The sequence below is a fragment of the Agromyces ramosus genome, assembly GCF_004216665.1.
Classification (GTDB): domain Bacteria; phylum Actinomycetota; class Actinomycetes; order Actinomycetales; family Microbacteriaceae; genus Agromyces; species Agromyces ramosus.
On the sequence record NZ_SGWY01000002.1, the window covers coordinates 457,617 to 477,098 of the forward strand.

At 71.7% G+C, this 19,482-nt stretch carries 20 protein-coding genes and 1 tRNA gene; 18 read left to right on the forward strand and 3 right to left on the reverse strand.

Annotation, left to right across the window (positions count from 1 at the left end):
• Window positions 1-5: 5 nt before the first annotated feature.
• The 7 genes from EV187_RS08710 (at window position 6) to EV187_RS08735 (ending at window position 5,772) form a co-directional block, all read left to right on the forward strand.
• The gene (locus tag EV187_RS08710) at window positions 6-329 is read left to right on the forward strand and encodes a DUF2469 family protein (RefSeq protein WP_130352672.1); all 324 of its coding nucleotides are present in this window, start codon (window positions 6-8) and stop codon (window positions 327-329) included.
• Window positions 330-408: 79 nt separating this feature from the next.
• Window positions 409-478, forward strand: a tRNA-Gly gene (locus EV187_RS18340).
• A gap of 133 nt (window positions 479-611) precedes the next feature.
• Window positions 612-977 (forward strand): YraN family protein, encoded by a 366-nt coding sequence (locus EV187_RS08715; protein WP_423190880.1) that lies wholly within the window; start codon window positions 612-614, stop codon window positions 975-977.
• A complete protein-coding gene (locus EV187_RS08720) occupies window positions 977-2,521 on the forward strand; it encodes a YifB family Mg chelatase-like AAA ATPase (protein ID WP_130352674.1) in 1,545 nt (514 codons plus the stop codon). The genes EV187_RS08715 and EV187_RS08720 overlap by 1 nt, the downstream gene beginning before the upstream one ends.
• Complete coding sequence (gene dprA / locus EV187_RS08725; RefSeq protein WP_130352675.1) at window positions 2,518-3,795, forward strand: DNA-processing protein DprA; 1,278 nt, start codon at window positions 2,518-2,520, stop codon at window positions 3,793-3,795. The genes EV187_RS08720 and dprA overlap by 4 nt, the downstream gene beginning before the upstream one ends.
• Window positions 3,796-3,845: 50 nt before the next feature.
• Window positions 3,846-4,757, forward strand: coding sequence for a phosphodiesterase (locus EV187_RS08730; protein ID WP_130352676.1), 912 nt, complete (start codon window positions 3,846-3,848; stop codon window positions 4,755-4,757).
• A 67-nt stretch (window positions 4,758-4,824) separates the two neighbouring features.
• Window positions 4,825-5,772: a tyrosine-type recombinase/integrase gene (locus tag EV187_RS08735; RefSeq protein ID WP_130352677.1), complete on the forward strand. Its 948-nt coding sequence runs from the start codon at window positions 4,825-4,827 to the stop codon at window positions 5,770-5,772.
• 66 nt (window positions 5,773-5,838) lie between these two features.
• Here the strand turns inward: EV187_RS08735 and EV187_RS08740 are convergent, their stop codons facing one another.
• The gene (locus tag EV187_RS08740; RefSeq protein ID WP_242609509.1) at window positions 5,839-6,558 is read right to left on the reverse strand and encodes a murein hydrolase activator EnvC family protein; all 720 of its coding nucleotides are present in this window, start codon (window positions 6,556-6,558) and stop codon (window positions 5,839-5,841) included.
• Window positions 6,559-6,858: 300 nt separating this feature from the next.
• Here EV187_RS08740 and rpsB point away from each other — a divergent pair, with 300 nt between their 5' ends.
• The 9 genes from rpsB to EV187_RS08785 all read left to right on the forward strand — a co-directional run bounded on the left by rpsB (window position 6,859) and on the right by EV187_RS08785 (window position 13,647).
• The gene (gene rpsB, locus EV187_RS08745; protein WP_130352678.1) at window positions 6,859-7,791 is read left to right on the forward strand and encodes a 30S ribosomal protein S2; all 933 of its coding nucleotides are present in this window, start codon (window positions 6,859-6,861) and stop codon (window positions 7,789-7,791) included.
• Between the two features lie 28 nt (window positions 7,792-7,819).
• Window positions 7,820-8,650, forward strand: a complete 831-nt coding sequence (gene tsf / locus EV187_RS08750; protein WP_130352679.1) for a translation elongation factor Ts — start codon at window positions 7,820-7,822, stop codon at window positions 8,648-8,650.
• Between the two features lie 171 nt (window positions 8,651-8,821).
• Window positions 8,822-9,553 carry a UMP kinase gene (gene pyrH, locus EV187_RS08755; protein ID WP_130352680.1) on the forward strand — a complete coding sequence of 244 codons (732 nt, stop codon included), beginning with the start codon at window positions 8,822-8,824 and terminating at the stop codon, window positions 9,551-9,553.
• Between the two features lie 32 nt (window positions 9,554-9,585).
• Complete coding sequence (gene frr, locus EV187_RS08760; RefSeq protein ID WP_130352681.1) at window positions 9,586-10,140, forward strand: ribosome recycling factor; 555 nt, start codon at window positions 9,586-9,588, stop codon at window positions 10,138-10,140.
• 9 nt (window positions 10,141-10,149) lie between these two features.
• Window positions 10,150-11,133, forward strand: a complete 984-nt coding sequence (locus tag EV187_RS08765) for a phosphatidate cytidylyltransferase (RefSeq protein WP_130352682.1) — start codon at window positions 10,150-10,152, stop codon at window positions 11,131-11,133.
• Window positions 11,134-11,152: 19 nt separating this feature from the next.
• Window positions 11,153-11,707: a DivIVA domain-containing protein gene (locus tag EV187_RS08770; protein WP_130352683.1), complete on the forward strand. Its 555-nt coding sequence runs from the start codon at window positions 11,153-11,155 to the stop codon at window positions 11,705-11,707.
• A gap of 47 nt (window positions 11,708-11,754) precedes the next feature.
• Window positions 11,755-12,492, forward strand: coding sequence for an aggregation-promoting factor C-terminal-like domain-containing protein (locus EV187_RS18720; RefSeq protein ID WP_242609510.1), 738 nt, complete (start codon window positions 11,755-11,757; stop codon window positions 12,490-12,492).
• 106 nt (window positions 12,493-12,598) lie between these two features.
• Window positions 12,599-12,907: a hypothetical protein gene (locus tag EV187_RS08780; RefSeq protein ID WP_130352684.1), complete on the forward strand. Its 309-nt coding sequence runs from the start codon at window positions 12,599-12,601 to the stop codon at window positions 12,905-12,907.
• Window positions 12,904-13,647, forward strand: coding sequence for an alpha/beta hydrolase (locus EV187_RS08785; RefSeq protein ID WP_207221790.1), 744 nt, complete (start codon window positions 12,904-12,906; stop codon window positions 13,645-13,647). The genes EV187_RS08780 and EV187_RS08785 overlap by 4 nt, the downstream gene beginning before the upstream one ends.
• A 45-nt stretch (window positions 13,648-13,692) precedes the next feature.
• On the opposite strand, the gene EV187_RS08790 is transcribed toward EV187_RS08785, so the two are convergent.
• Entirely contained in the window at window positions 13,693-14,757 is a 1,065-nt protein-coding gene (locus tag EV187_RS08790) for an AI-2E family transporter (RefSeq protein ID WP_130352685.1), read from the reverse strand.
• 21 nt (window positions 14,758-14,778) lie between these two features.
• Entirely contained in the window at window positions 14,779-16,395 is a 1,617-nt protein-coding gene (locus EV187_RS08795) for a coiled-coil domain-containing protein (protein ID WP_130352686.1), read from the reverse strand.
• A gap of 247 nt (window positions 16,396-16,642) precedes the next feature.
• On the opposite strand from EV187_RS08795, the gene EV187_RS18345 reads away from it, so the two are divergent.
• Window positions 16,643-18,529 (forward strand): DUF8094 domain-containing protein, encoded by a 1,887-nt coding sequence (locus EV187_RS18345; protein WP_165391148.1) that lies wholly within the window; start codon window positions 16,643-16,645, stop codon window positions 18,527-18,529.
• Entirely contained in the window at window positions 18,526-19,458 is a 933-nt protein-coding gene (locus EV187_RS08805) for a tetratricopeptide repeat protein (protein WP_130352687.1), read from the forward strand. The genes EV187_RS18345 and EV187_RS08805 overlap by 4 nt, the downstream gene beginning before the upstream one ends.
• Window positions 19,459-19,482: the final 24 nt, after the last annotated feature.

Here is a 19,482-nt window from a genome sequence, read left to right on the forward strand (position 1 = left end):
TCCCGATGGATGAGGACGAGTTCGAAGACTACGACCGCGAGGTCGAGCTGGCCCTGTACCGGGAGTACCGCGACATCGTGTCGCAGTTCCAGTACGTGGTCGAGACGGAGCGGCGCTTCTACCTCGCGAACGAGGTGGAACTGGTGCGCCGCGACACCGAGCACGACTTCTACTTCGAGCTGAACATGAAGGACGTCTGGGTCTGGGACGTCTACCGTGCCGACCGGTTCGTGAAGTCGGTGCGCGTGCTCACCTTCAAGGACGTGAACGTCGAGGAGCTCGCCACGCGCGAATTCGAGCTGCCCAAGGAGCTCGCGCTCGACGAGTAGCCGCGTCCTCCGCGAGTAGCGGTGTCCTCCGAAAGGCGGACTCGCCCCGGAAGATAACGAAACGGTAACATCGGCGCATCGCGACGATCCGGGTGGCCCGGGGATCGGTTCTTCCGGTTCCGTCGCGGGTTCGAATCCCGCCGTCGCGTCTGCTGAGTCGCCCGTTCGCGCGCCGTGGTGCCGTCGACTCGTCCTCGACAACCGACGCGCCATGCGCACGGGCGTCCATCCGCTCGATTCCGCCGCCTCCGTCGGCGCCGCCCCGCCACGCTGGTCGCGGAGGTGGTGCTCATGGCCCACAATGCGGAACTCGGTCGGCGCGGCGAACAGCTCGCGGTCGACCACCTCGAGGCGCGGGGCATGCATGTCGTCGCCCGCAACTGGCGTTGTCGGCTCGGTGAGATCGACATCATCGCGCGCGACGGCCGCGACACGGTCTTCATCGAGGTGAAGACCCGCACGTCGCACGACTACGGGCACCCGTTCGAGGCGATCACGCCGTTGAAGCTGGCTCGGCTGCGCCGCCTCGCGATCGCCTGGTGCGAGGCGACGGATGCCGCGGCGTCGCGCATCCGCATCGACGCGGTCGCGGTGCTCGCGCCGGCCGAGGCGCCCGCGCTGATCGAGCACCTCGAGGGGATCAGCTGATGCCCGTCGCCCGCACCCGTTCCGTGGCGCTGCTCGGCCTCGCAGGCTCCGTCGTCGAGGTGGAGGCCGACCTCTCCTCCCAGCTTCCCGGGTTCGTCATCATCGGACTGCCCGACGCCGCGCTCGCCGAGGCGCGCGAGCGTGTGCGCTCGGCGGCGGTCAATGCCGGATGCCCGCTGCCGCAGCGCAAGCTCACGGTCAACCTCTCACCCGCCGCCCTCCCGAAGCACGGTTCCGGGTTCGACCTCGCCATCGCGATCGCGTGCCTCGCGGCAGCCGGCGGGGTGTCCGTGGAGTCCGTCGATCGCGTGGTCCACCTGGGCGAGCTGGGCCTCGACGGGCGGCTCCGGCCGATCGACGGGATCCTGCCCGCCGTGCTCGCCGCCGCCCGGGCCGGTCATGACACGGTGATGGTTCCCACTGCCAACGCGGCGGAGGCCCGCTTGGTGCCGGGGGTCGAGGTGATCGGCGTGGCCTCGCTGCTGGAAGCGGCGATCCGGCACGGCGGCGCGTTCGACCACTCGCCCGTCGAACCGGTGCCCGGGCTCTTCCGCACCGAGGGCGCCGAGGTGCCCGCGATCGGCGACCTCGCCGATGTCGCGGGGAACGACGACGCCGTCGACGCGCTCCTCACGGCGGCTGCGGGCGGCCACCACCTGTTCCTGCTCGGACCTCCCGGCGCGGGCAAGACGATGCTCGCGTCCCGCCTGCCCGGGATCCTGCCCGACCTCGACGCCGATGCCGCCCTCGAGGTCTCGTCCATCCGCTCGCTCTCGGGGCGACCGCTCGGCGCCGAGCTCACGACCCGCCCGCCGTTCGAGGCGCCGCACCACACCGCCACCGCCGCCGCGATCGTCGGCGGCGGCAGTCGGGTCATCCGGCCGGGTGCCGCCGCGCGCGCCTCGCACGGCGTGCTGTTCCTCGACGAGGCACCGGAGTTCCCGACCGCCGTCCTCGACGTGCTCCGTCAGCCGCTGGAGTCGGGCACCATCAGCATCCACCGGGCCAACGCGGTCGCGTCGTTCCCGGCGAGATTCCAGCTCGTGATCGCCGCGAACCCGTGCCCGTGCGGCGGCTACGGCGTGGAGGCCGCGGGCTGCACCTGTCCACCCGCGACCCGGCGCCGGTACCTCGCGCGCATCTCCGGACCCCTGCTCGACCGCATCGACCTGCAGGTGTGGGTTCCCCGCATCACGACCGCGGGGCTCCGGATGCACCGGCAGTCGCAGGGCATGTCGAGCTCCGAGGCGCGTGCCAGGGTCGTGGCCGCACGCGGTGTCGCGGCGGAGCGACTCCGAGGCACGCCGTGGCGCACCAACTCCGAGATGCCGGGGCCGTGGATGCGCGGCGTCGGGCGGCTGCACCCGGGCGGACGGGCGTCGGCCGCGGCCGACCGGGCGCTCGAGCGCGGCGGCATCACCATGCGCGGATATGACCGCGTGCTGAAGACCGCATGGACCATCGCCGACCTCGAGGGTGCCGTCGCACCCGGAGCCGAGCACGTCGGTCGGGCCCTGTTCCTCCGGAAGGGGATCACGATATGAACCTCGTCGAACGATCGGCGCAGCAGTCGGCCGGCGAGTTCGCCGCCGTCCGGGGTGAGGCCCCGGCATCGCTCGACGCCTTCGCCCGCGCGGTGCTCGGCACCATCGCGGAGCCCGGCGACGGCGTGCTCGGCCGCGTCATCGCCGCGGTCGGGGCGGCGGCGGCGGCCGAGGCGCTCCTCGCGGGCGCTCCTGCGGAGCGGCTCGCCGACGCGGTGGGCGCCGCGGGCGGCGACCTCGACGAGCGTGAGGCCGAGTCCGGCCTCGCCCGTTGGCGCCCGCGTCTCGATCACGGCGACTTCGTTCGCTCGCTCGCACAGGCCGGGCGCGTCGGGGCGCGCCTGATCGTGCCCGGGGATGCGTGCTGGCCGAGCGGGGTGGACGAGCTGGGAGTGCACGCGCCCATCGGGCTGTGGGTCCGTGGCCGCTCCGACGCCCTCGACGGCCGCGTGCCGACGATCGCACTGGTGGGCGCCCGCGCCGCGACGGGCTACGGCGAGCACGTGGCCATGGAGTCCTCGGCCGGACTCGTCGACCGCGGATTCGCCATCGTGTCGGGAGGCGCCTACGGGATCGACGGGATGGCGCATCGCGCCGCTCTCGCGAGCGATGGGATGACGATCGCCTTCCTCGCCGGCGGCGTCGACCGCTTCTACCCGCTCGGCCACGAGTCGCTGCTCAGCCTCATCGCGCAGACCGGTGCCGTCGTCTCCGAGCTGCCCTGCGGTGCGGCGCCCACGAAGTGGCGATTCCTCCAGCGCAATCGACTGATCGCGGCGGCGAGCGGGGCGACCGTTGTGCTCGAGGCCGGCATCCGGTCCGGTTCGCTCAACACCGCAGGACATGCCGCCGCGCTGGGCCGGCCGCTGGGCGCGGTCCCCGGTCCCGTGACGAGCCCGGCCTCCGCGGGATGCCATCGCCTCCTTCGCGAATTCGACGCGGTGTGCGTCGTCGATGCCGACCAGATGGCGGAGCTCGCGGGTCGTGCGACGCGACCGGGCGCGACCACGCGGGATCCCGCGGCGGCCGGTGCGGTCGGGTCGCGACCACGTGCGCTCGCCGCCGATACTCCCGGCGCGCGATCCGCCGTCGACGATCCCGACGCCATCCGCATCCTCGATGCGATGAGCAGCCGGCGACCGCGGGAGCTTCCCGAAGTGGCTCGTCGGGCGGGCCTCACGGTGATCGAGGCGATGGCAGCACTCGGCCGCCTCGAGGCGGAGGGCGTCGTCGAACGCCGACCCGGGGGATGGCTGCGCCGACGTGCCGGGTGAGCACGCAGCGGCATCCGAGGCTGGCCCTAGGCTGACGACCGGAGGTCGTCATGCAGATCGAACAACTCGGCCGGTATCCGGCGGCGAAGCGGGTGATCGCCCACGTCAGCGATACCCATCTGCTTCGCGGGGGAGCACCCCTCGGCGGCGTCGCCGACACCGTCGGGGCGTTGGACCAGGTCGTCGCCCAGCTCGGCCGCCTGGGCAACACCCTCGATGCGATCGTCGTGACGGGCGACGTGACCGATCTCGGCGAGGCCGACGCCTACCGGCGGGTACGTGCCGCGGTCGAACCGCTCATCGAGTCGACCGGCGCCGAACTCATCTGGGTGATGGGCAACCACGACGAGCGGGCGCCGTTCCGCGAAGGCCTGCTCGACGAGACGCCGAACGAGGAACCCGTGCACCGGGTCGTCCACCTCGGTGGCCTGCGTGTCATCGCCCTCGACACGAGCGTGCCGGGCTTCCACCACGGCGAACTCGACGCGACGTCGCTCGCCTGGCTCGACGCGGCGCTCGCCGAGCCGGCACCCGAGGGCACGATCGTCGCGATGCACCACGCCCCGCTGCCGACGCCGCTCGCGCTCATGGACCTCCTCGAGCTCCGCGGGCAGGATGAGCTCGCCGAGGTGATCCGCGGCCGCGACGTGCGGCTCATCCTCGGCGGACACCTGCACTACGCCACCAACGGCTCGTTCGCCGGCATCGCCGTCTCCGTCGCCGGCGCGACGGCCTACACGATGGACCTCTCCGCACCGCCGCGCGAGCTCGTCGGGATCGACGGGGGTCGGTCGTTCACGCTCGTGCACCTCTACGACGACACGTTCGTCACCTCGGTGGTGCCGGTCGGGCCGTTCCCCGTCGTCACGAGCTTCGGCGCGGAGTTCCTCGCCGAGGTCGAGGCGCTCTCACCCGAGGGTCGGCTGGAGCGCTTCTCGCGTAAGCCTCCGGTGGCTCCGTGAGCACCTGATCCGCGGCACGCGCACCGCCCGCGACCCCGCACGGGCCTCGCCGGGGCAGGCTGGGGACGTGGACCTCGACCGGCTGCTCGACGAGTACCTCGCGCACGTGCGTGCGGAGCGCGGCTACTCGCAGCACACCGTGTCCGCCTATCGCGCCGACCTCGTCGACCTCGTCCGGTTCGCGGTCGACCGCGGGGTCGACGATCCCGGCGCCGTCGACCTCGGCGTGCTTCGCGACTGGTTGTGGACCGCCACGGAGCGCGGGCTCGCGCGCGCCAGCATCGCGCGCCGCGCGGCATCCGCTCGAGGCTTCACCGCGTGGATGCACCGGCGTGGGCTCATCGCCGCCGACCCCGGCCTGCGGCTCAGGGCCCCCCGCGCACAGCGGACCCTGCCGCGGGTCGTCACCGAGCGCGCGCTCGCCGAGGCGCTCGCCGGGCTCGCGGAACGCGCATCGGGCGATGATCCGGTCGCCGTGCGCGATGCCGCGATCGCCGAGCTGCTCTACGCCTCCGCGCTGCGGGTATCGGAGCTCGTCGGCCTCGACCTGGTCGACGTCGATCGTCGACGCCGCACCGTACGCGTCACGGGCAAGGGTGCGAAGGAACGCGTGGTGCCGTACGGCGCCCCGGCCGCGCGCGCGCTCGACCGGTACCTCGAGGTCGCCCGCCCGGCGATGCTCAGCGCAGCGACGTCCGCGGCGCGGGAGGGGGCAGGCGGCGGCGTCGGGCCGGCGAGCCCGGCCGTGTTCCTCGGCGTGCGCGGCGGTCGGCTCGGCGTGCGCAGCGTGCACCGGCAGGTCGCCGCCCTGCTCTCCTCGATCCCCGGCACCGGTCCGAGCGGTCCGCACGCCCTCCGGCACAGTGCGGCGACGCACCTGCTCGACGGGGGCGCCGACCTGCGCGCCGTGCAGGAGTTCCTGGGCCATGCGAGCCTCGGCACGACGCAGATCTACACGCATGTCTCGGCGGAGCGGCTCAAGCAGAGCTACCAGACGGCGCATCCGCGCGCCTGAATCGCGGGTCGGACGGCGGTGATTCGCGCAGCCGATCGATGCCGGCGTTCGCGCGCGTGGCCGCACTCAGGTCATCGGCAGCAGGACGGCGCGCGGCAGCCCGCCGAGGAAGAGGAACGGCGAGACGTACTCGCCGTCGACCCGCACGCCGAAGTGCACGCACGCTGCCGCGCAGTGTCCGCCGGAGGACACCGTGCCGATCACGTCGCCCGCCGAGACGGCCGCGCCGTCGGCCACCGTCGCCGCGACGGGCTCGATCGCGCTCACCACGCCGCCGCCGTGGTCGATCGCCACGACGCCGCGGCCGGCGACCGGCCCCGCGAAGCTCACGGTGCCCGCCGCGGGCGCCCGGATGGCGGCGCCCGGGTCGGCCGCGAGGTCGATGCCGCGGTGCCCGGCGGCGTACGGGGTCGGCGGCGCCCGGAACGGCGCGACGACGACGATCGGCGGCGGTACCGGCCACGACCACCCCGCGGCGGCCCGGCGTGCCGACCCGGCGGGCACCCCCGACGCCACCGGAAGCGATGCCACCGACCGCGACGCCACCGGAAGCGATGCCACCGACCGCGACGCCACCCAAGCCGACGCCACCGACGGCGACGCCACTGCGGAGAACGCCGCGGCCGACCGCGCAGGCGGGGCGGCCCCGCCGTCGACGGCGTTCGCCGCCATCGGCGTGATGGCCACCCCCGCGAGCGCTGCGAGCGCCAGCAGGGTCGTTGGGAGGGCACGCACCCGGCGAATCGCGCGGGGTGGTGCGACCGGGGCGGTCGTGTGAACGGGCATGCGCCGATGCTGGCCGGCCCCGAGGCATCCGTGGCCTGCCCGAGCCGACCGGTGAGCGCATCGCACCCGACCTCGGGTGGGGAGGGCGAGTGCCGCGGCGGGCGGGCGGATCCGCCGATGATGGTAGAGTATCGGGAGCACCTCGGCCTGCCGGGGTGACTACGCGTGCCATTCGGCCACCGACTCCACTCAGTCCCGCTCCGCGTTCGTCCAACGAATCGGAACAGGCGGAGCCGTGCCGGGCACCAGGGCTCCAGGCCGCCGGCCGGGGCGACAACTGAGAACAAAGGAGTACGGCTCATGGCCGTCGTCACCATCCGCCAGCTGCTCGACAGCGGCGTGCACTTCGGGCACCAGACCCGCCGTTGGAACCCGAAGATGAAGCGGTTCATCTTCACCGAGCGTTCCGGCATCTACATCATCGACCTGCAGCAGTCCCTCGCCTACATCGACAAGGCGTACGACTTCGTCAAGGAGACGGTCGCCCACGGCGGCACCATCCTCTTCGTCGGCACGAAGAAGCAGGCCCAGGAGTCGATCGCCGAGCAGGCCACGCGCGTCGGCCAGCCCTACGTGAACCAGCGTTGGCTCGGCGGCCTCCTCACCAACTTCACCACGGTCTCCAAGCGCCTCGCGCGCATGAAGGAGCTCGAGGAGCTCGACTTCGAGGGCACCACGAGCGGCTTCACCAAGAAGGAGCTCCTCATCAAGAAGCGCGAGCTCGACAAGCTGCACAAGTCGCTCGGCGGCATCCGCAACCTGTCGAAGACGCCGTCGGCACTCTGGGTGGTCGACACCAAGAAGGAGCACCTCGCGATCGACGAGGCCAAGAAGCTCGGCATCCCCGTCATCGGCATCCTCGACACGAACTGCGACCCCGACGAGGTGCAGTACCCGATCCCGGGCAACGACGACGCGATCCGCTCGGTGAGCCTGCTCACCCGCATCATCGCCGACGCCGCCGCCGAGGGCCTCATCGAGCGTCACCAGAAGCCCGAGGCCGAGGGCAACGTCTCGGCCGTCGAGCCGCTGGCCGAGTGGGAGCAGGAGCTCCTCCAGGCCGGCAGCGCGACCACCCCCGAGCAGGCTTCGGCCGAGACCGAAGTGGTGGCCGAGACCGTCGCCGAGGCAGAGGCCGAGGCGGCCGAGGTCGTCGACGAGGCCGCGACCGAGGTCGCCGCGACCGAGTCGGAGGCCGACGCCGAGGGCGCCGCCGCCGCCGAGTCCAAGTAATTCCACCAGTCCAGGAGACTTTCCAAACATGGCCAACTTCACTCTCGAAGACGTCAAGAACCTGCGCGAGCGCCTCGGCACCGGCATGGTCGACACGAAGAACGCACTCGTCGAGGCCGACGGCGACATGGACAAGGCGGTCGAGATCCTCCGCCTGAAGGGCGCGAAGGGCAACGCCAAGCGCGCCGACCGCTCCACCGCCGAGGGCCTCGTGGCCGCTGTCGACAACGGCGACGGCACCGCGACCATGATCGAGCTCGCCTGCGAGACCGACTTCGTCGCCAAGGGCGACAAGTTCGTCGGCCTCGCCGACCGCGTGCTCGCGGCCGTCGCCGCGGCTCGCGCCGAGACCGTCGAGGCCGCCCTGGCCGCGCCGGCCGAGGGCAAGACCGTCGCCGACGTGATCAGCGAGGAGGCGGCGATCCTCGGCGAGAAGGTCGAGCTCCGCCGCATCCGCCTCGTCAAGGGCGAGCACTTCTCGATCTACCTGCACAAGACGTCGAAGGACCTGCCCCCGCAGGTCGGCGTCGTGCTCGGCTACGCCGGCGACGACGCGGAGACCGCTCGCTCGGTGGCGCAGCACATCTCGTTCGCCAACCCGGAGTACCTCACGCGTGAGGACGTGCCGGCGGAGTCGGTCGAGAAGGAGCGCGCGATCGTCGAGCAGATCTCCCGCGAGGAGGGCAAGCCCGAGGCTGCGCTCCCGAAGATCATCGAGGGTCGCCTCGGTGCGTACTTCAAGCAGGTCGCACTCCTCGAGCAGGACTACGCCAAGGACAACAAGCTGTCCGTCAGCAAGGTCCTCTCGGACGCGGGCCTCACGGTGAGCGACTTCGCTCGCTTCAAGGTCGGCGCCTAGGTGTCACAGGGGAGTCCGGATCGTTCGCGATCCGGACTCCCTTTTCCATGCGCGGATGCCGCGAGCGCGCGTCGCGCGGTGCGGCATCGCGGTGCGACATCCGGCACCGGGCACTGCGCCGGGGGCATTGAACCACTAGTTTTGACACGGGCACGAAGGAACGGGGCTGGCATGGCGGAACACAGGCGCAGGGTGATGCTGAAGCTGTCGGGCGAGGCGTTCGGCGGCGGGGCCCTCGGGGTCAACCCCGACGTGGTGAGCGCGCTCGCGAGGGAGATCGCGGATGCCGCCCGCGACGTCGAGGTCGCGATCGTCGTCGGCGGCGGCAACTTCTTCCGGGGCGCCGAGCTCTCGCAGCGCGGCATGGACCGAGGACGCGCCGACTACATGGGCATGCTCGGCACGGTGATGAACTCGCTCGCCCTGCAGGACTTCCTCGAGCAGGCGGGCGCGGAGACCCGGGTGCAGTCTGCGATCTCGATGACGCAGGTCGCGGAGCCGTACATCCCGCGCCGCGCCGAGCGCCACCTCGAGAAGGGCCGTGTCGTCATCTTCGGCGCCGGCGCGGGCCTGCCGTACTTCTCCACCGACACCGTCGCCGCGCAGCGGGCGCTGGAGATCGACGCCGACGTCGTGCTCGTCGCGAAGAACGGCGTCGACGGCGTGTACTCCGACGACCCCCGAACGAACCCCGACGCGCACAAGATCGACCGCATCAGCTACCAGGAGGCGCTGCAGCGCGGCCTCAAGGTCGTGGACTCCACCGCGTTCAGCCTCTGCATGGACAACGGCATGCCGATGCAGGTGTTCGGCATGGAGCCGAGCGGCAACGTCACCGCTGCCATCCTCGGCGCGGAACTCGGCACGATCGTGAGCAACGGCGTGCCCGCGTCCACTCGATAGACTGTCCCGAGTAGCGAACCGAAGGAGCCCCCGTGATCGCGGATGTACTGTCCGATGCCACCGCACGCATGCACAAGGCCGTCGAGGTCGCGAAGGAGGACTTCGCGTCCGTGCGCACGGGGCGGGCGAACCCCCAGCTCTTCCAGAAGATCATGGTGAGCTACTACGGCACCCCGACGCCGCTCGCCCAGCTCGCGTCGCTCCAGAACCCCGAGGCGCGCACGCTCGTCGTGACGCCGTACGACAAGAGCGCGATGAAGGACATCGAGACCGCCATCCGCGACACCCCGAACCTCGGTGCGAACCCCACGAACGACGGCAACGTCATCCGGGTCACGCTTCCCGAGCTCACGGAGGAGCGCCGCAAGGAGTTCGTGAAGATCGTGCGCTCGAAGGCCGAGGACGCCCGCGTGTCGGTGCGCAACATCCGTCGCAAGGCGAAGGACGACCTCGACGCCCTGAAGGGCGAGGTCGGCGACGACGAGGTCTCGCGCGGCGAGAAGGAACTCGAGCAGATCACGAAGTCCAACGTCGACGCGATCGACGAGGCGCTCAAGCGCAAGGAAGCGGAACTCCTCGAGGTCTGAGGGAACACCATGGCGGGCGTTCCAGGGGAGGATGAGTCGGACGCCGGGGGGCATGACCGGTCGTCACGCGAGGAGTTCAAGGCGCAGGTGCAGGCCCGCAAGGCCGACCTGGAGCGCCAGTTCGAGGCGTCGAAGGCGCAGTTCGACCAGGCGCAGGAGAAGATCCAGGCGCGCACCGGCCGCAACCTGATCCTCGCGATCCTCATCGGGTTGGCGTTCGGCGGTGCGCTGCTGCTCAGCCTGCTCGTGTTCAAAGAGCTCTTCATGGTGTTCGCCGTCGTGCTCGCCGGGTTCGCGAGCTACGAGCTCACCCAGGCGCTGCGCAAGGCGGAGTTCCACGTGCCGCGCATCCCGACGGTGGCTTCCGCCGTCCTCGCGATGCCGATCGCCTACTACGCCGGCGCCGGCGGGCAACTGCTCGCCGTGCTCGGCGCGATGCTGCTCGTCGCCGTGTGGCGACTCGTCGAGCAGGCACTGCCCTCGCACCGCCGCTCCGCCGCGAGCCTCGTCCGCGACCTCGCCGCCGGCACCTTCGTGCAGGGCTACGTCACGTTCCTCGCGACCTTCACCGTGGTGCTCACCGCCGCCGACGGTGGTCAGTGGTGGACGCTCGCGTTCATCATCATCGCGGTCGCCGCGGATGTCGGCGCGTACGGGTTCGGCCTCGCCTTCGGCAAGCACAAGATGGCGCCGGTCATCAGCCCGAAGAAGACGTGGGAGGGCTTCGCCGGCGGCGCCGCCGCGAGCCTCGTGGCGGGCGTACTGCTGTCGACCCTCATGCTCGGCAACACGTGGTGGTTCGGGCTGGTGTTCGGTGCGGCGATCTTCCTGACGGCGACCCTGGGCGACCTCGTCGAGTCGCTCGTGAAGCGCGACATCGGCATCAAGGACATGAGTTCGTGGCTGCCCGGCCACGGCGGATTCCTCGATCGGCTCGACTCGATCCTCCCCTCTGCGGCGGTTGCCTACGTGGCCTTCCGGATCTTCGGCTGACGTCCGCGATAATGGTGCGGTGGATTCCACCTTCCCTCGCGCCCGCAAGCCTCAACTGGGATACAACACCGCCCAGGTCGAGGAGTTCCTGCAACTGGCCCGTCGCGCCTACGACGGGACGGCCCGACGCGACGATCCGCCGCTGTCGTCCGAGCGGATCCGACTGACCGCGTTCGCGATGCAGAAGGGCGGCTACTCCACGGCGCACGTGGACGCCGCGCTCGAACGGCTGGAGGACGCGTTCGCGGCCGAGGAGCGCCAGGTGGCGGCGCGACTCCACGGCGGCGAGGCCTGGCTCAGCGAGGCCCGCACGACGGCTCAGGTCGTCTCCAACCGGCTCGCCCGACCCGAGGGGCAGCGCTTCGACCGGGTCAGTCCGCTGGCACTCGGATACCGGGTGCGGGAGGTCGACCGCTTCGCCGACAAGCTCACGCGCTACTTCCGCGACGGCTGGCCGATCTCCATCGACGACGTGCGAACGGTGGTGTTCACCACGCAGCGCGGCGGATACCGGGAATCGCAGGTCGACCTCGTGCTGGACGCGGTCGTCGACGTCATGCTCGCGGTCCGGTGAGTCCCGGTTCGACTCGATCGCAGCGCCTCGGATACACTCGACGAATCGTGGGCAGGCATTCCGGAATCGACGGGTCGACGGCACCGGTGCGTCCCGAGACGAACATCGCGCGTCCGGGCGCACCGGCACCCGCACAGGCCATTCCCCGGCCGCCCGTCGCAGGGGCGTCAACCGCCCAGGCGACGCGCAGGCCGGGCACGGTCAAGCAGGGCGCGACCGTGGTCTTCGCGTTCGTCGCCTCCGTGAGCTTCCTGCTCGTCAACGTGGTCGATCCGTTCTCGGGCGCCACGGCGTCGCCCGACTTCGCGGCGCAGGGCGAGCGCTTCGGCGGTGCCGACGTGCAGGCCTTCGACGTCGATGGCGAGTACACGATCGACGTCTCCAAGGAGGGCTACGTCGTCGAGCAGAAGCCCGAGCCGAAGGTGGCGGCCGCTTCGACCTCGGCCGGCAGCGGATGGGCACCGCCCGCCGTCACCCCCGATCCGGGCTCCGCCCAGGCCTACGCCGCCGGTGCGGTCGCCGCTCGCGGCTGGGCGTCGAGCGAGTTCGACTGCCTCGTGGCCCTGTGGAGCAAGGAGTCCGGCTGGCGCGTGAACGCGTACAACGCCTCGAGCGGCGCCTATGGCATCCCGCAGGCACTGCCCGGCTCGAAGATGGCCACCGCCGGCGCCGACTGGGAGACGAACGCCGCGACCCAGATCGAATGGGGCCTCGGCTACGTGCAGGGCCGCTACGGCACGCCCTGCGGAGCCTGGGCGCACTCTCAGGACGTCGGCTGGTACTGAGACGATCGCTCCGGCGCGAGCCGCCGAGGCGAGCGCCGACGGATCCGCTCCGCGCCTCCCGGGGGCTCGCCCAGCGGATGCCGCGCCGCCGCCTAGACTTGTATCCATGGCACGCTCGAACCGATCTCGCGGTCGTGCGGCCCGTGCTCGCGAGGAGCACCCCGAGCTCGACGTCGAACGGCTCACCGCCGGATGGCGCCGCACCGAGACCCGCGGCGGGCGCGAATGGAACGTCCAGCCGGTGACCGAGGCGCAGGCCGTGAAGGCCTATCTCTGCCCGGGCTGCGGCCTCGAGGTCGCGCCCGGCGTCGCCCACCTCGTCACCTGGCGCGCCGACGGCGTGCTCGGCGACGCAGCCGACCTCGCAGCGAGGCGGCACTGGCACACCCACTGTTGGAGGATCGGCACCAGGTGAATCCCGACGACGCGTCCCCGGTCGAGATCCGAGCGGGCGTCGAGCTCCCGGCGAACCGCGAGGAGATCGAACTGCACACCAACGACGGGCTCCGACTCGTCGGCGAACTCGCGACGCCGATCGATCGGCCGCCCGTCGCGACGCTCGTGACGTTGCATCCGCTGCCCACCGCCGGCGGCTTCATGGACTCGCACATCCTGCGCAAGGCGGCAGCACGCCTGCCCGCCTTGGCCGGCCTCGCGGTGCTGCGATTCAACACCCGCGGCACGACGTCGCCGCGCGGCCGCAGCGAGGGCTCGTTCGGCGAGGGGGTCGCCGAGCGTGCGGATGTCGCGGCGGCGATGGCGTTCGTCGCCGAGCGCGGGCTGCCGAACCCGTGGCTGGTGGGCTGGTCGTTCGGCACCGAGCTGGCCCTGAAGTACGGCCTCGAGCACGGCATCGCGGGCGCCGTGCTGCTCTCACCGCCCCTGCATCGCACGAGCGAGGAGGAGCTGAGCCGGTGGAACGCCTCGTCGGCGCCGATCGTCGCGGTCATCCCCGAGCACGACGACTACCTGAAGCCGGCCGAGGCGGCGGAACGCTTCGCGGTGCTTCCCCGCCTGCGGCGGGTCGACGTGGAGGGCGGCCGACACCTGTGGGTGGGGGAGTCGCAGACGCGGCGCGTGCTCGAGGAGATCGTCGCCGCGGTGAACCCGGCGGCCCTGCCGCTGCCGACCACGTGGCCGCCGACCGCCGCCTGACCGGAGCACCCTCGGCGGCGGGCGCATGGGCGCCGCCGGGCGGCGTCAGCGCTCGTTCTGGCGCGGGATCACGACCTGCTTGATGATGAGCAGGAACGCCGCGGCCACCGGGATCGCGATCAGGGCGCCCAGGATGCCGAGGAGCGCCCCGCCGGCGAGCGCCGCGATGACCACCAGCGCGCCGGGCACCTTCACCGCACGGTTCATGATGCGCGGACTCAGGAAGTATGCCTCGACCTGCATGTAGACGAGGTAGTAGATCGCGGCGACGAGCGCGGTGAGGGGTGAGCCGAGACCCGGGATCAGGCAGACGAGCACGATCACGATCGAGCCCGTGAGTGTGCCGACCAGTGGCACGAGCGAGAAGAGGAACGCGAGGAACGCCAGCACCGCCGGGAACGGCGCCTGGATGATCGACAGGAAGATGAAGCTGGCGACGCCGTTGCACGCGGCGAGGGAGGCCTGTCCCAGCACGTAGCGACCCACTGACTGGGTGATCTGCTCGGTGAGGTCGGCGAACCGCTCACGCTTCGACGCCGGCACCAGCTGGTAGGTCGCGCGCTTCATGCTGTTGAGGGATGCCGTGAAGTAGAGCGTGAGGATGAAGACGATCACGACCGCGAACAGTCCCGTGCCGATCGCGATCGCGACCTGCAGCACCCCGCCCGCGAGCTCGCTCAGCTTCTCGGGATTGGTGAAGAACTCTGTGACGGCGGTCGTGACCTGCAGGCTGATCTCGTCGACGGGCACCTGCGGGAACTGCTCCTGGAGCCCCTCGAGCCAGTCCTGCGAGTTCACGCGGGCGACGATTCGGGGTATCTCCTCGACGAGCTGGCTCACCTGGTCGACCACGATCGGCACGACGGCGAGCACGAGGGCCGCGACCAGCAGCCCGACGCCGGTCATGACGATGAGGATCGACGCCCAACGCGGAAGCCCCCGGCGCTCGAGCCAGCTGATCGCCGGATCGAGGCCGAGGGCCAGGAAGAGTGCCGCGCCGATGTAGGCGATGATCGTCGAGAGGCTCGAGATCGAGAACAGGATGAGCAGGCCGACGCCGACCCCGAGGGTCCCGACGAGTCCGACGCGGAACGCGTTCTGGATCTTCATGGGGGCCGGCGCGTCCGTGCGTCAGCGCTTGGTGTCCGCTGCCACCCGCTCGGCCTCGGTGAGCACTCCGCGGAGGCTCTCGAAGTAGCCTGCCACCGCGTCGCGTTCGATCTTGATCTGCGACAGGCGATCCTCCGCGTCGGCGACCAGCGCACGGGTGCGCTCCTCGGCGTCGGCGATGAGCTTGCGAGCCTGGTCGTGCGCCGCGGCGATGCGCTCGCGCGCCTCGTCGTCGGCCTTGTCCCGGACCTTGGCGATCTCGGTGCGGACCTTCGACTCGAGGCGCTCGGCCTCCTCGCGGCTCGCGGCGGTGCGCGCGACGGCCTCGGCGAGCTCCGCGTTGGCGTCGGCGAGGAACTTCTGGGTCTGGGCCACCGCCTCCTGGTGGGCGGCCAGCAGCTCCTGCTCGGCCTCGTCGCGCTTCGTCGTGAGCTCCGACTCCAGGTCGAGGTGCGCCTTCTCGATCTCGCGGCGCATCCGGTTCACCTCGTGCGTGGTCTTCTTGCGCATGGCGGTGAGCTGGTTGTCGAGGTCGATGCGCGACTGCTCGGACTCGGCGTCGAAGTCGGCCCGTGCCTGCTCCTGTTCGAGCGCGAGGTCGGCGCGCATCTGGTCGAGGTCGGCAGCGTGCTTGGCGCGGATGCGGTCGAGCTCGTGCTGCAGCTTGAGGCGGGCGGCCTCGGCCTCGCGCTGGAGGTCGACCTTCGCCTGCTCCTTCTGAAGGGCCAGGTCGGCTCGGCTCCCGGCGAGCTCGCGGTCGAGGTCGGTGCGGGCCTGCTCGAGCTCGTGCACGAGGGCGGCGCGACGTTCTTCGATCTCGGCGTCGATGGCGGCGCGTGCCTCGGCGGTCTCGCGCTCGAGGTCGAGGCGTGCCTGCTCGGTCTCGGCGGCGAGGTCGATGCGGGCCTGCTCGGTCTCCTTGGCGAGATCGGCGCGGGCGCGGTCGAGCTCGATCGCGACCTCGGCCCGCGTCTGCTCGGTCTCCTGGGCGAGGCCGGCCGCGGTGGCGCGCGCCTCGTTCGCCTCGGCGTTCGCGGCGACGAGGATGGCCGAGGCCTTCTTCTCGGCGGCGGCGAGGGCGGCGGCGGATTCGCGCTTGGCGCTCGTGCGGAGCTCGGCGGCCTCGGTGGCGACTGCGCCGCGGATCGTGGCGGCGTCGCGGGCGGCCTCCTGGCGGAGCTGCTCGGCGGTCTCGTGCGCGCGGGAGACCATGTCGTCGACCTCGGCACGTGCGTTCTCGAGCACGCGGTTGGCCTGTGCACGCGCCTCGCTGAGGGTGCGCTCGGCCAGCTCGTGCGCGTCGGAGCGCATGAGGTGCGCCTCGTCCTCGGCGGCGCGACGCAGCTTCTCGGCGTCGATGTCGGCCTGCGCGATCAGCCGGGTGGACTGCTCCTCGGCGACGCGCAGCGTGTTCTCGAGCTTCGTGCCCAGACCGGAGAACGTCGGGCTGCCGACCTCCTCGAGCTCGGCCGTCAACTCGTCGATGCGGGCGTGGAGGCGCTTGCTCTCCTTCGACTGCTCGGCGAGCTGGTTGTTCGCATTGATGATGTCGCGACGGAGCCCATTGATGCTCTTGTCGACCTCGTCCTTGTCGTATCCGCGGAACACCTGCGTGAACTCGGTATCTTCGACGGCCATTCTTCCTCCGGGCTCGGTCCCGCGTTCGTGGGGGCTCATGCGGGATGTGTCGATTGTACGGGTCGACGACAACCGTCGTGCACGTCTGCCCACAGGGACCGGACGGCCGCGCCCACGGGGCCTCAGGGCGCGATGTCGCCGGGTGCCGGTCCATCCTCAGCGGGTGGTTAGGAGACTCCCAGACAGCGCCGGTAGTGTGGAATGTCTTTGTTCGACGCCGCGACATGCGGCACCGGAGGTTTCGTTCGTGCGCTTCGCCCTCGCCATCGTGGCATTCATCGCCGCGGCCGTGATGATCGGGTTCGGCATCGCCCAACGCACCGTCCTCCTCGACCCCGACCGCGTGTCGCTCTCGGCCGAGGTCGAGGGCCAGGCGGCCTACACGGTCATCGAGCCCGATGCGCTGGGAGCCTACTCCGGCAAGCAGACGCTCACGGTGTCGGGCGCCGAGACGGTCTTCGTCTCCTACGGGCGAAGCTCCGACGTCGCCGCGTGGATCGGCGACTCTCCGTACGTGGCGGTGCACTACGACGCCGAGGCCGAGGAGCTCACGAGCGAGGTCGTCGTGACGGAGGCCGTCGACGACGACAGTTCGACGGCCGACGGCGCGGAGCCGGCGCCGCCTGCCACCGGTGCCGAGGGCGAGACGGAGGCGGCCGCAGATCCCGCCGCATCCCCGGTCGGTTCCGACCTGTGGCTCGACGAGTTCACGGACGAGCGCAGCGTGACGACCACCATCGACGTGCCCGACGACATCTCGGTGCTGCTCGCCAGCGACGGCACCGCACCCGCTCCGACGGACCTCGCGATCGCCTGGCCGCTCGACAACTCGACACCGTGGGCCGGACCGCTGCTGGCGGGCGGGGCGCTCGTCTTCCTCGGCGGCATCGCACTGCTCGTCTCGGGCTTCGTGCACCACCGCCGCTCGCGCGGCCCGCGTCGCAACCTGCCCAGGGGTCCCCGCGGCAAGCTACCCAGCGCACCGAAGCCGCCCTCGCTCCGCCAGAGCCAGGTCGGCAGCGGCGGCGGGCGCCGCGCCGTCGGCCGAGCCAAGCGGATCGCCCTCCTGCCGCTCATCGTCGTCCCGGCGATCGCGCTGAGCGCCTGCTCGGCGGACTACTGGCCGAGCTTCGACCAGGCCGCGCCGTCGACCGCGCCGGCCACCGAGACCGGCACGCCGACTCCGACGGAGGCGCCCGCCACCGACGAAGCGGTCATGGAGCCCGCCGTCACCGTGCCGCAGATGGAGCGGATCATGCGCCGCGTCGCGGTCTCCACGACCGAGGCCGACGCCGCGCTCGACGCGGCCGCCCTCGCCGAGCGCTTCACCGGTCCGGCACTGGCCGCTCGCCAGGCCAACTACAAGATCCGGGGCACCCTGCCCGAACACCCCGCTCCGACCGCGATCCCGGCGTCTCCGCTCACCCTGACCCTCCCGCAGCAGGTCGAGGGCTGGCCGGTGAGCGGACGCACGGTCCTGACCATCGCCAAGAACAGCGACGACCCGACCGTGGCGCCGACGGCCCTCGTCATGCAGCAGGCCACGCCGCGCGACAACTACAAGATCGCCTACGCGATGTCGCTCGCGCCCGATGCCGACGTGCCCGAGGTGGCGCCCGCGTCGATCGGCGCGCCGCTCATCTCGCCCGAGTTCAAGGGCCTCGTGATGCCCCCCGGCCAGGTCGCCTCGGCCTACGCCGACGTGCTCCTCAAGGGCGACCAGTCGGAGTTCGCACCGATGTTCGACCCTGAGGGCGACGTGCTGCGGGAGCAGCTCGGCGTCACCGGCCAGCAGGCCATCAACGACGCCCTGCCGCCGACGGCCGACATCGCGTTCTCGAACGTCGTCGGCAGCAGCCCCACGGTCGCGCTGGCCACGAACGACTCCGGCGCACTCGTCACCGCCTCGATCGAGCAGACCGAGAAGGTGACCCCGAACGACGGCGGCACCATCGGATTCGAGTCCGGCGCACCCGGCGCGGCACTCTCGGGCTTCACCGAGAAGAGCGCGAAGGGCGTGCAGCGCGTCATCGGCGTGCAGTTGCTGTTCTACGTGCCGAGCGTTGGCTCGGACGAGCAGATCCGGCTCCTCGGCTGGTCCGAGAGCCTGATCGGAGCATCGGAGGTACCGTGACCGACCCCACCCCCGCCCACGGCCTCAGGGGGGCCGTCGACCTCTCCGCACTCGTGCAGCGCCCGCAGGATCGGCAGCCGGAGGCCGGCGCGCCCGCAGGCGGGGATCGCATCGTCTTCGAGACGGATGACGCGGCGTTCGGCTCCACGCTCGAGCTCTCGCGCACCGTCCCCGTCGTGGTCGTGCTGTGGGCGTCGTGGAGCGAGCAGTCCACCGCACTCGTCGAGACGCTCGAGCGGCTCGTGCGCGCTCGCGACGGGCGGCTCGTGCTCGCCGCCGCCGATGCCGACCGCAGCCCGCAGCTGGTGCAGGCATTCCAGGCGCAGGCGATCCCCACGGTCGTCGCCGTCGTCGCAGGCCAGCCGGTCCCGCTCTTCGCGGGCGTGCAGCCCGACGACGTGATCGAGCAGGTGTTCGACCAGCTCCTCGAGCTCGGGGCCCAGCACGGCGTCGCCGGCCGGGTCGCCGTCGGCGACGACTCCGGCGAGGCTCCCGCCGAGCCCGTCGAGGAACCGCTGCCGCCGCTGCACCAGGAGGCGTACGACGCGATCGAGCGCGGCGACTTCGCGGCCGCCGCATCCGCCTACCGCACCGCGATCGCGCAGGACCCGCGCGACTCGCTCGCCGTCGCCGGCCTCGCCCAGGCGAACCTGCTCGGGCGCCTGCAGGGCAGGACGCTCGACGAGATCCGCAACGCCGCGGCCTCCGCGCCCGACGATCTCGCGGCGCAGCTCGACGTCGCCGACCTCGACCTCTCGGGCGGCCACGTCGACGACGCGTTCGACCGCCTGCTCACGCTGTTCCCGAAGCTCGACGCCGACGGCAAGCGCACCGTGCGCGAGCGACTCGTCGAGCTGTTCGAGGTCGCCGGCACCGACGACCCCCGGGTCGTGGCGGCACGACGCCGCCTCACCAACCTGCTCTACTGATCGACTCGCCCGGCTGATCCGCCG

Bases quoted from the DNA above. Each gene is read 5' to 3' on its own strand.
- EV187_RS08780 (WP_130352684.1), top strand. From the start codon at position 12,599: ATGGCACGCTCGAACCGATCTCGCGGTCGTGCGGCCCGTGCTCGCGAG.
- EV187_RS08740 (WP_242609509.1), bottom strand. From the start codon at position 6,558: ATGCCCGTTCACACGACCGCCCCGGTCGCACCACCCCGCGCGATTCGC.
- pyrH (WP_130352680.1), top strand. From the start codon at position 8,822: ATGGCGGAACACAGGCGCAGGGTGATGCTGAAGCTGTCGGGCGAGGCG.
- EV187_RS08790 (WP_130352685.1), bottom strand. From the start codon at position 14,757: ATGAAGATCCAGAACGCGTTCCGCGTCGGACTCGTCGGGACCCTCGGG.
- EV187_RS08765 (WP_130352682.1), top strand. From the start codon at position 10,150: ATGGCGGGCGTTCCAGGGGAGGATGAGTCGGACGCCGGGGGGCATGAC.
- EV187_RS08795 (WP_130352686.1), bottom strand. From the start codon at position 16,395: ATGGCCGTCGAAGATACCGAGTTCACGCAGGTGTTCCGCGGATACGAC.
- EV187_RS08710 (WP_130352672.1), top strand. From the start codon at position 6: ATGGATGAGGACGAGTTCGAAGACTACGACCGCGAGGTCGAGCTGGCC.
- EV187_RS08730 (WP_130352676.1), top strand. From the start codon at position 3,846: ATGCAGATCGAACAACTCGGCCGGTATCCGGCGGCGAAGCGGGTGATC.
- tsf (WP_130352679.1), top strand. From the start codon at position 7,820: ATGGCCAACTTCACTCTCGAAGACGTCAAGAACCTGCGCGAGCGCCTC.
- rpsB (WP_130352678.1), top strand. From the start codon at position 6,859: ATGGCCGTCGTCACCATCCGCCAGCTGCTCGACAGCGGCGTGCACTTC.
- dprA (WP_130352675.1), top strand. From the start codon at position 2,518: ATGAACCTCGTCGAACGATCGGCGCAGCAGTCGGCCGGCGAGTTCGCC.
- EV187_RS08720 (WP_130352674.1), top strand. From the start codon at position 977: ATGCCCGTCGCCCGCACCCGTTCCGTGGCGCTGCTCGGCCTCGCAGGC.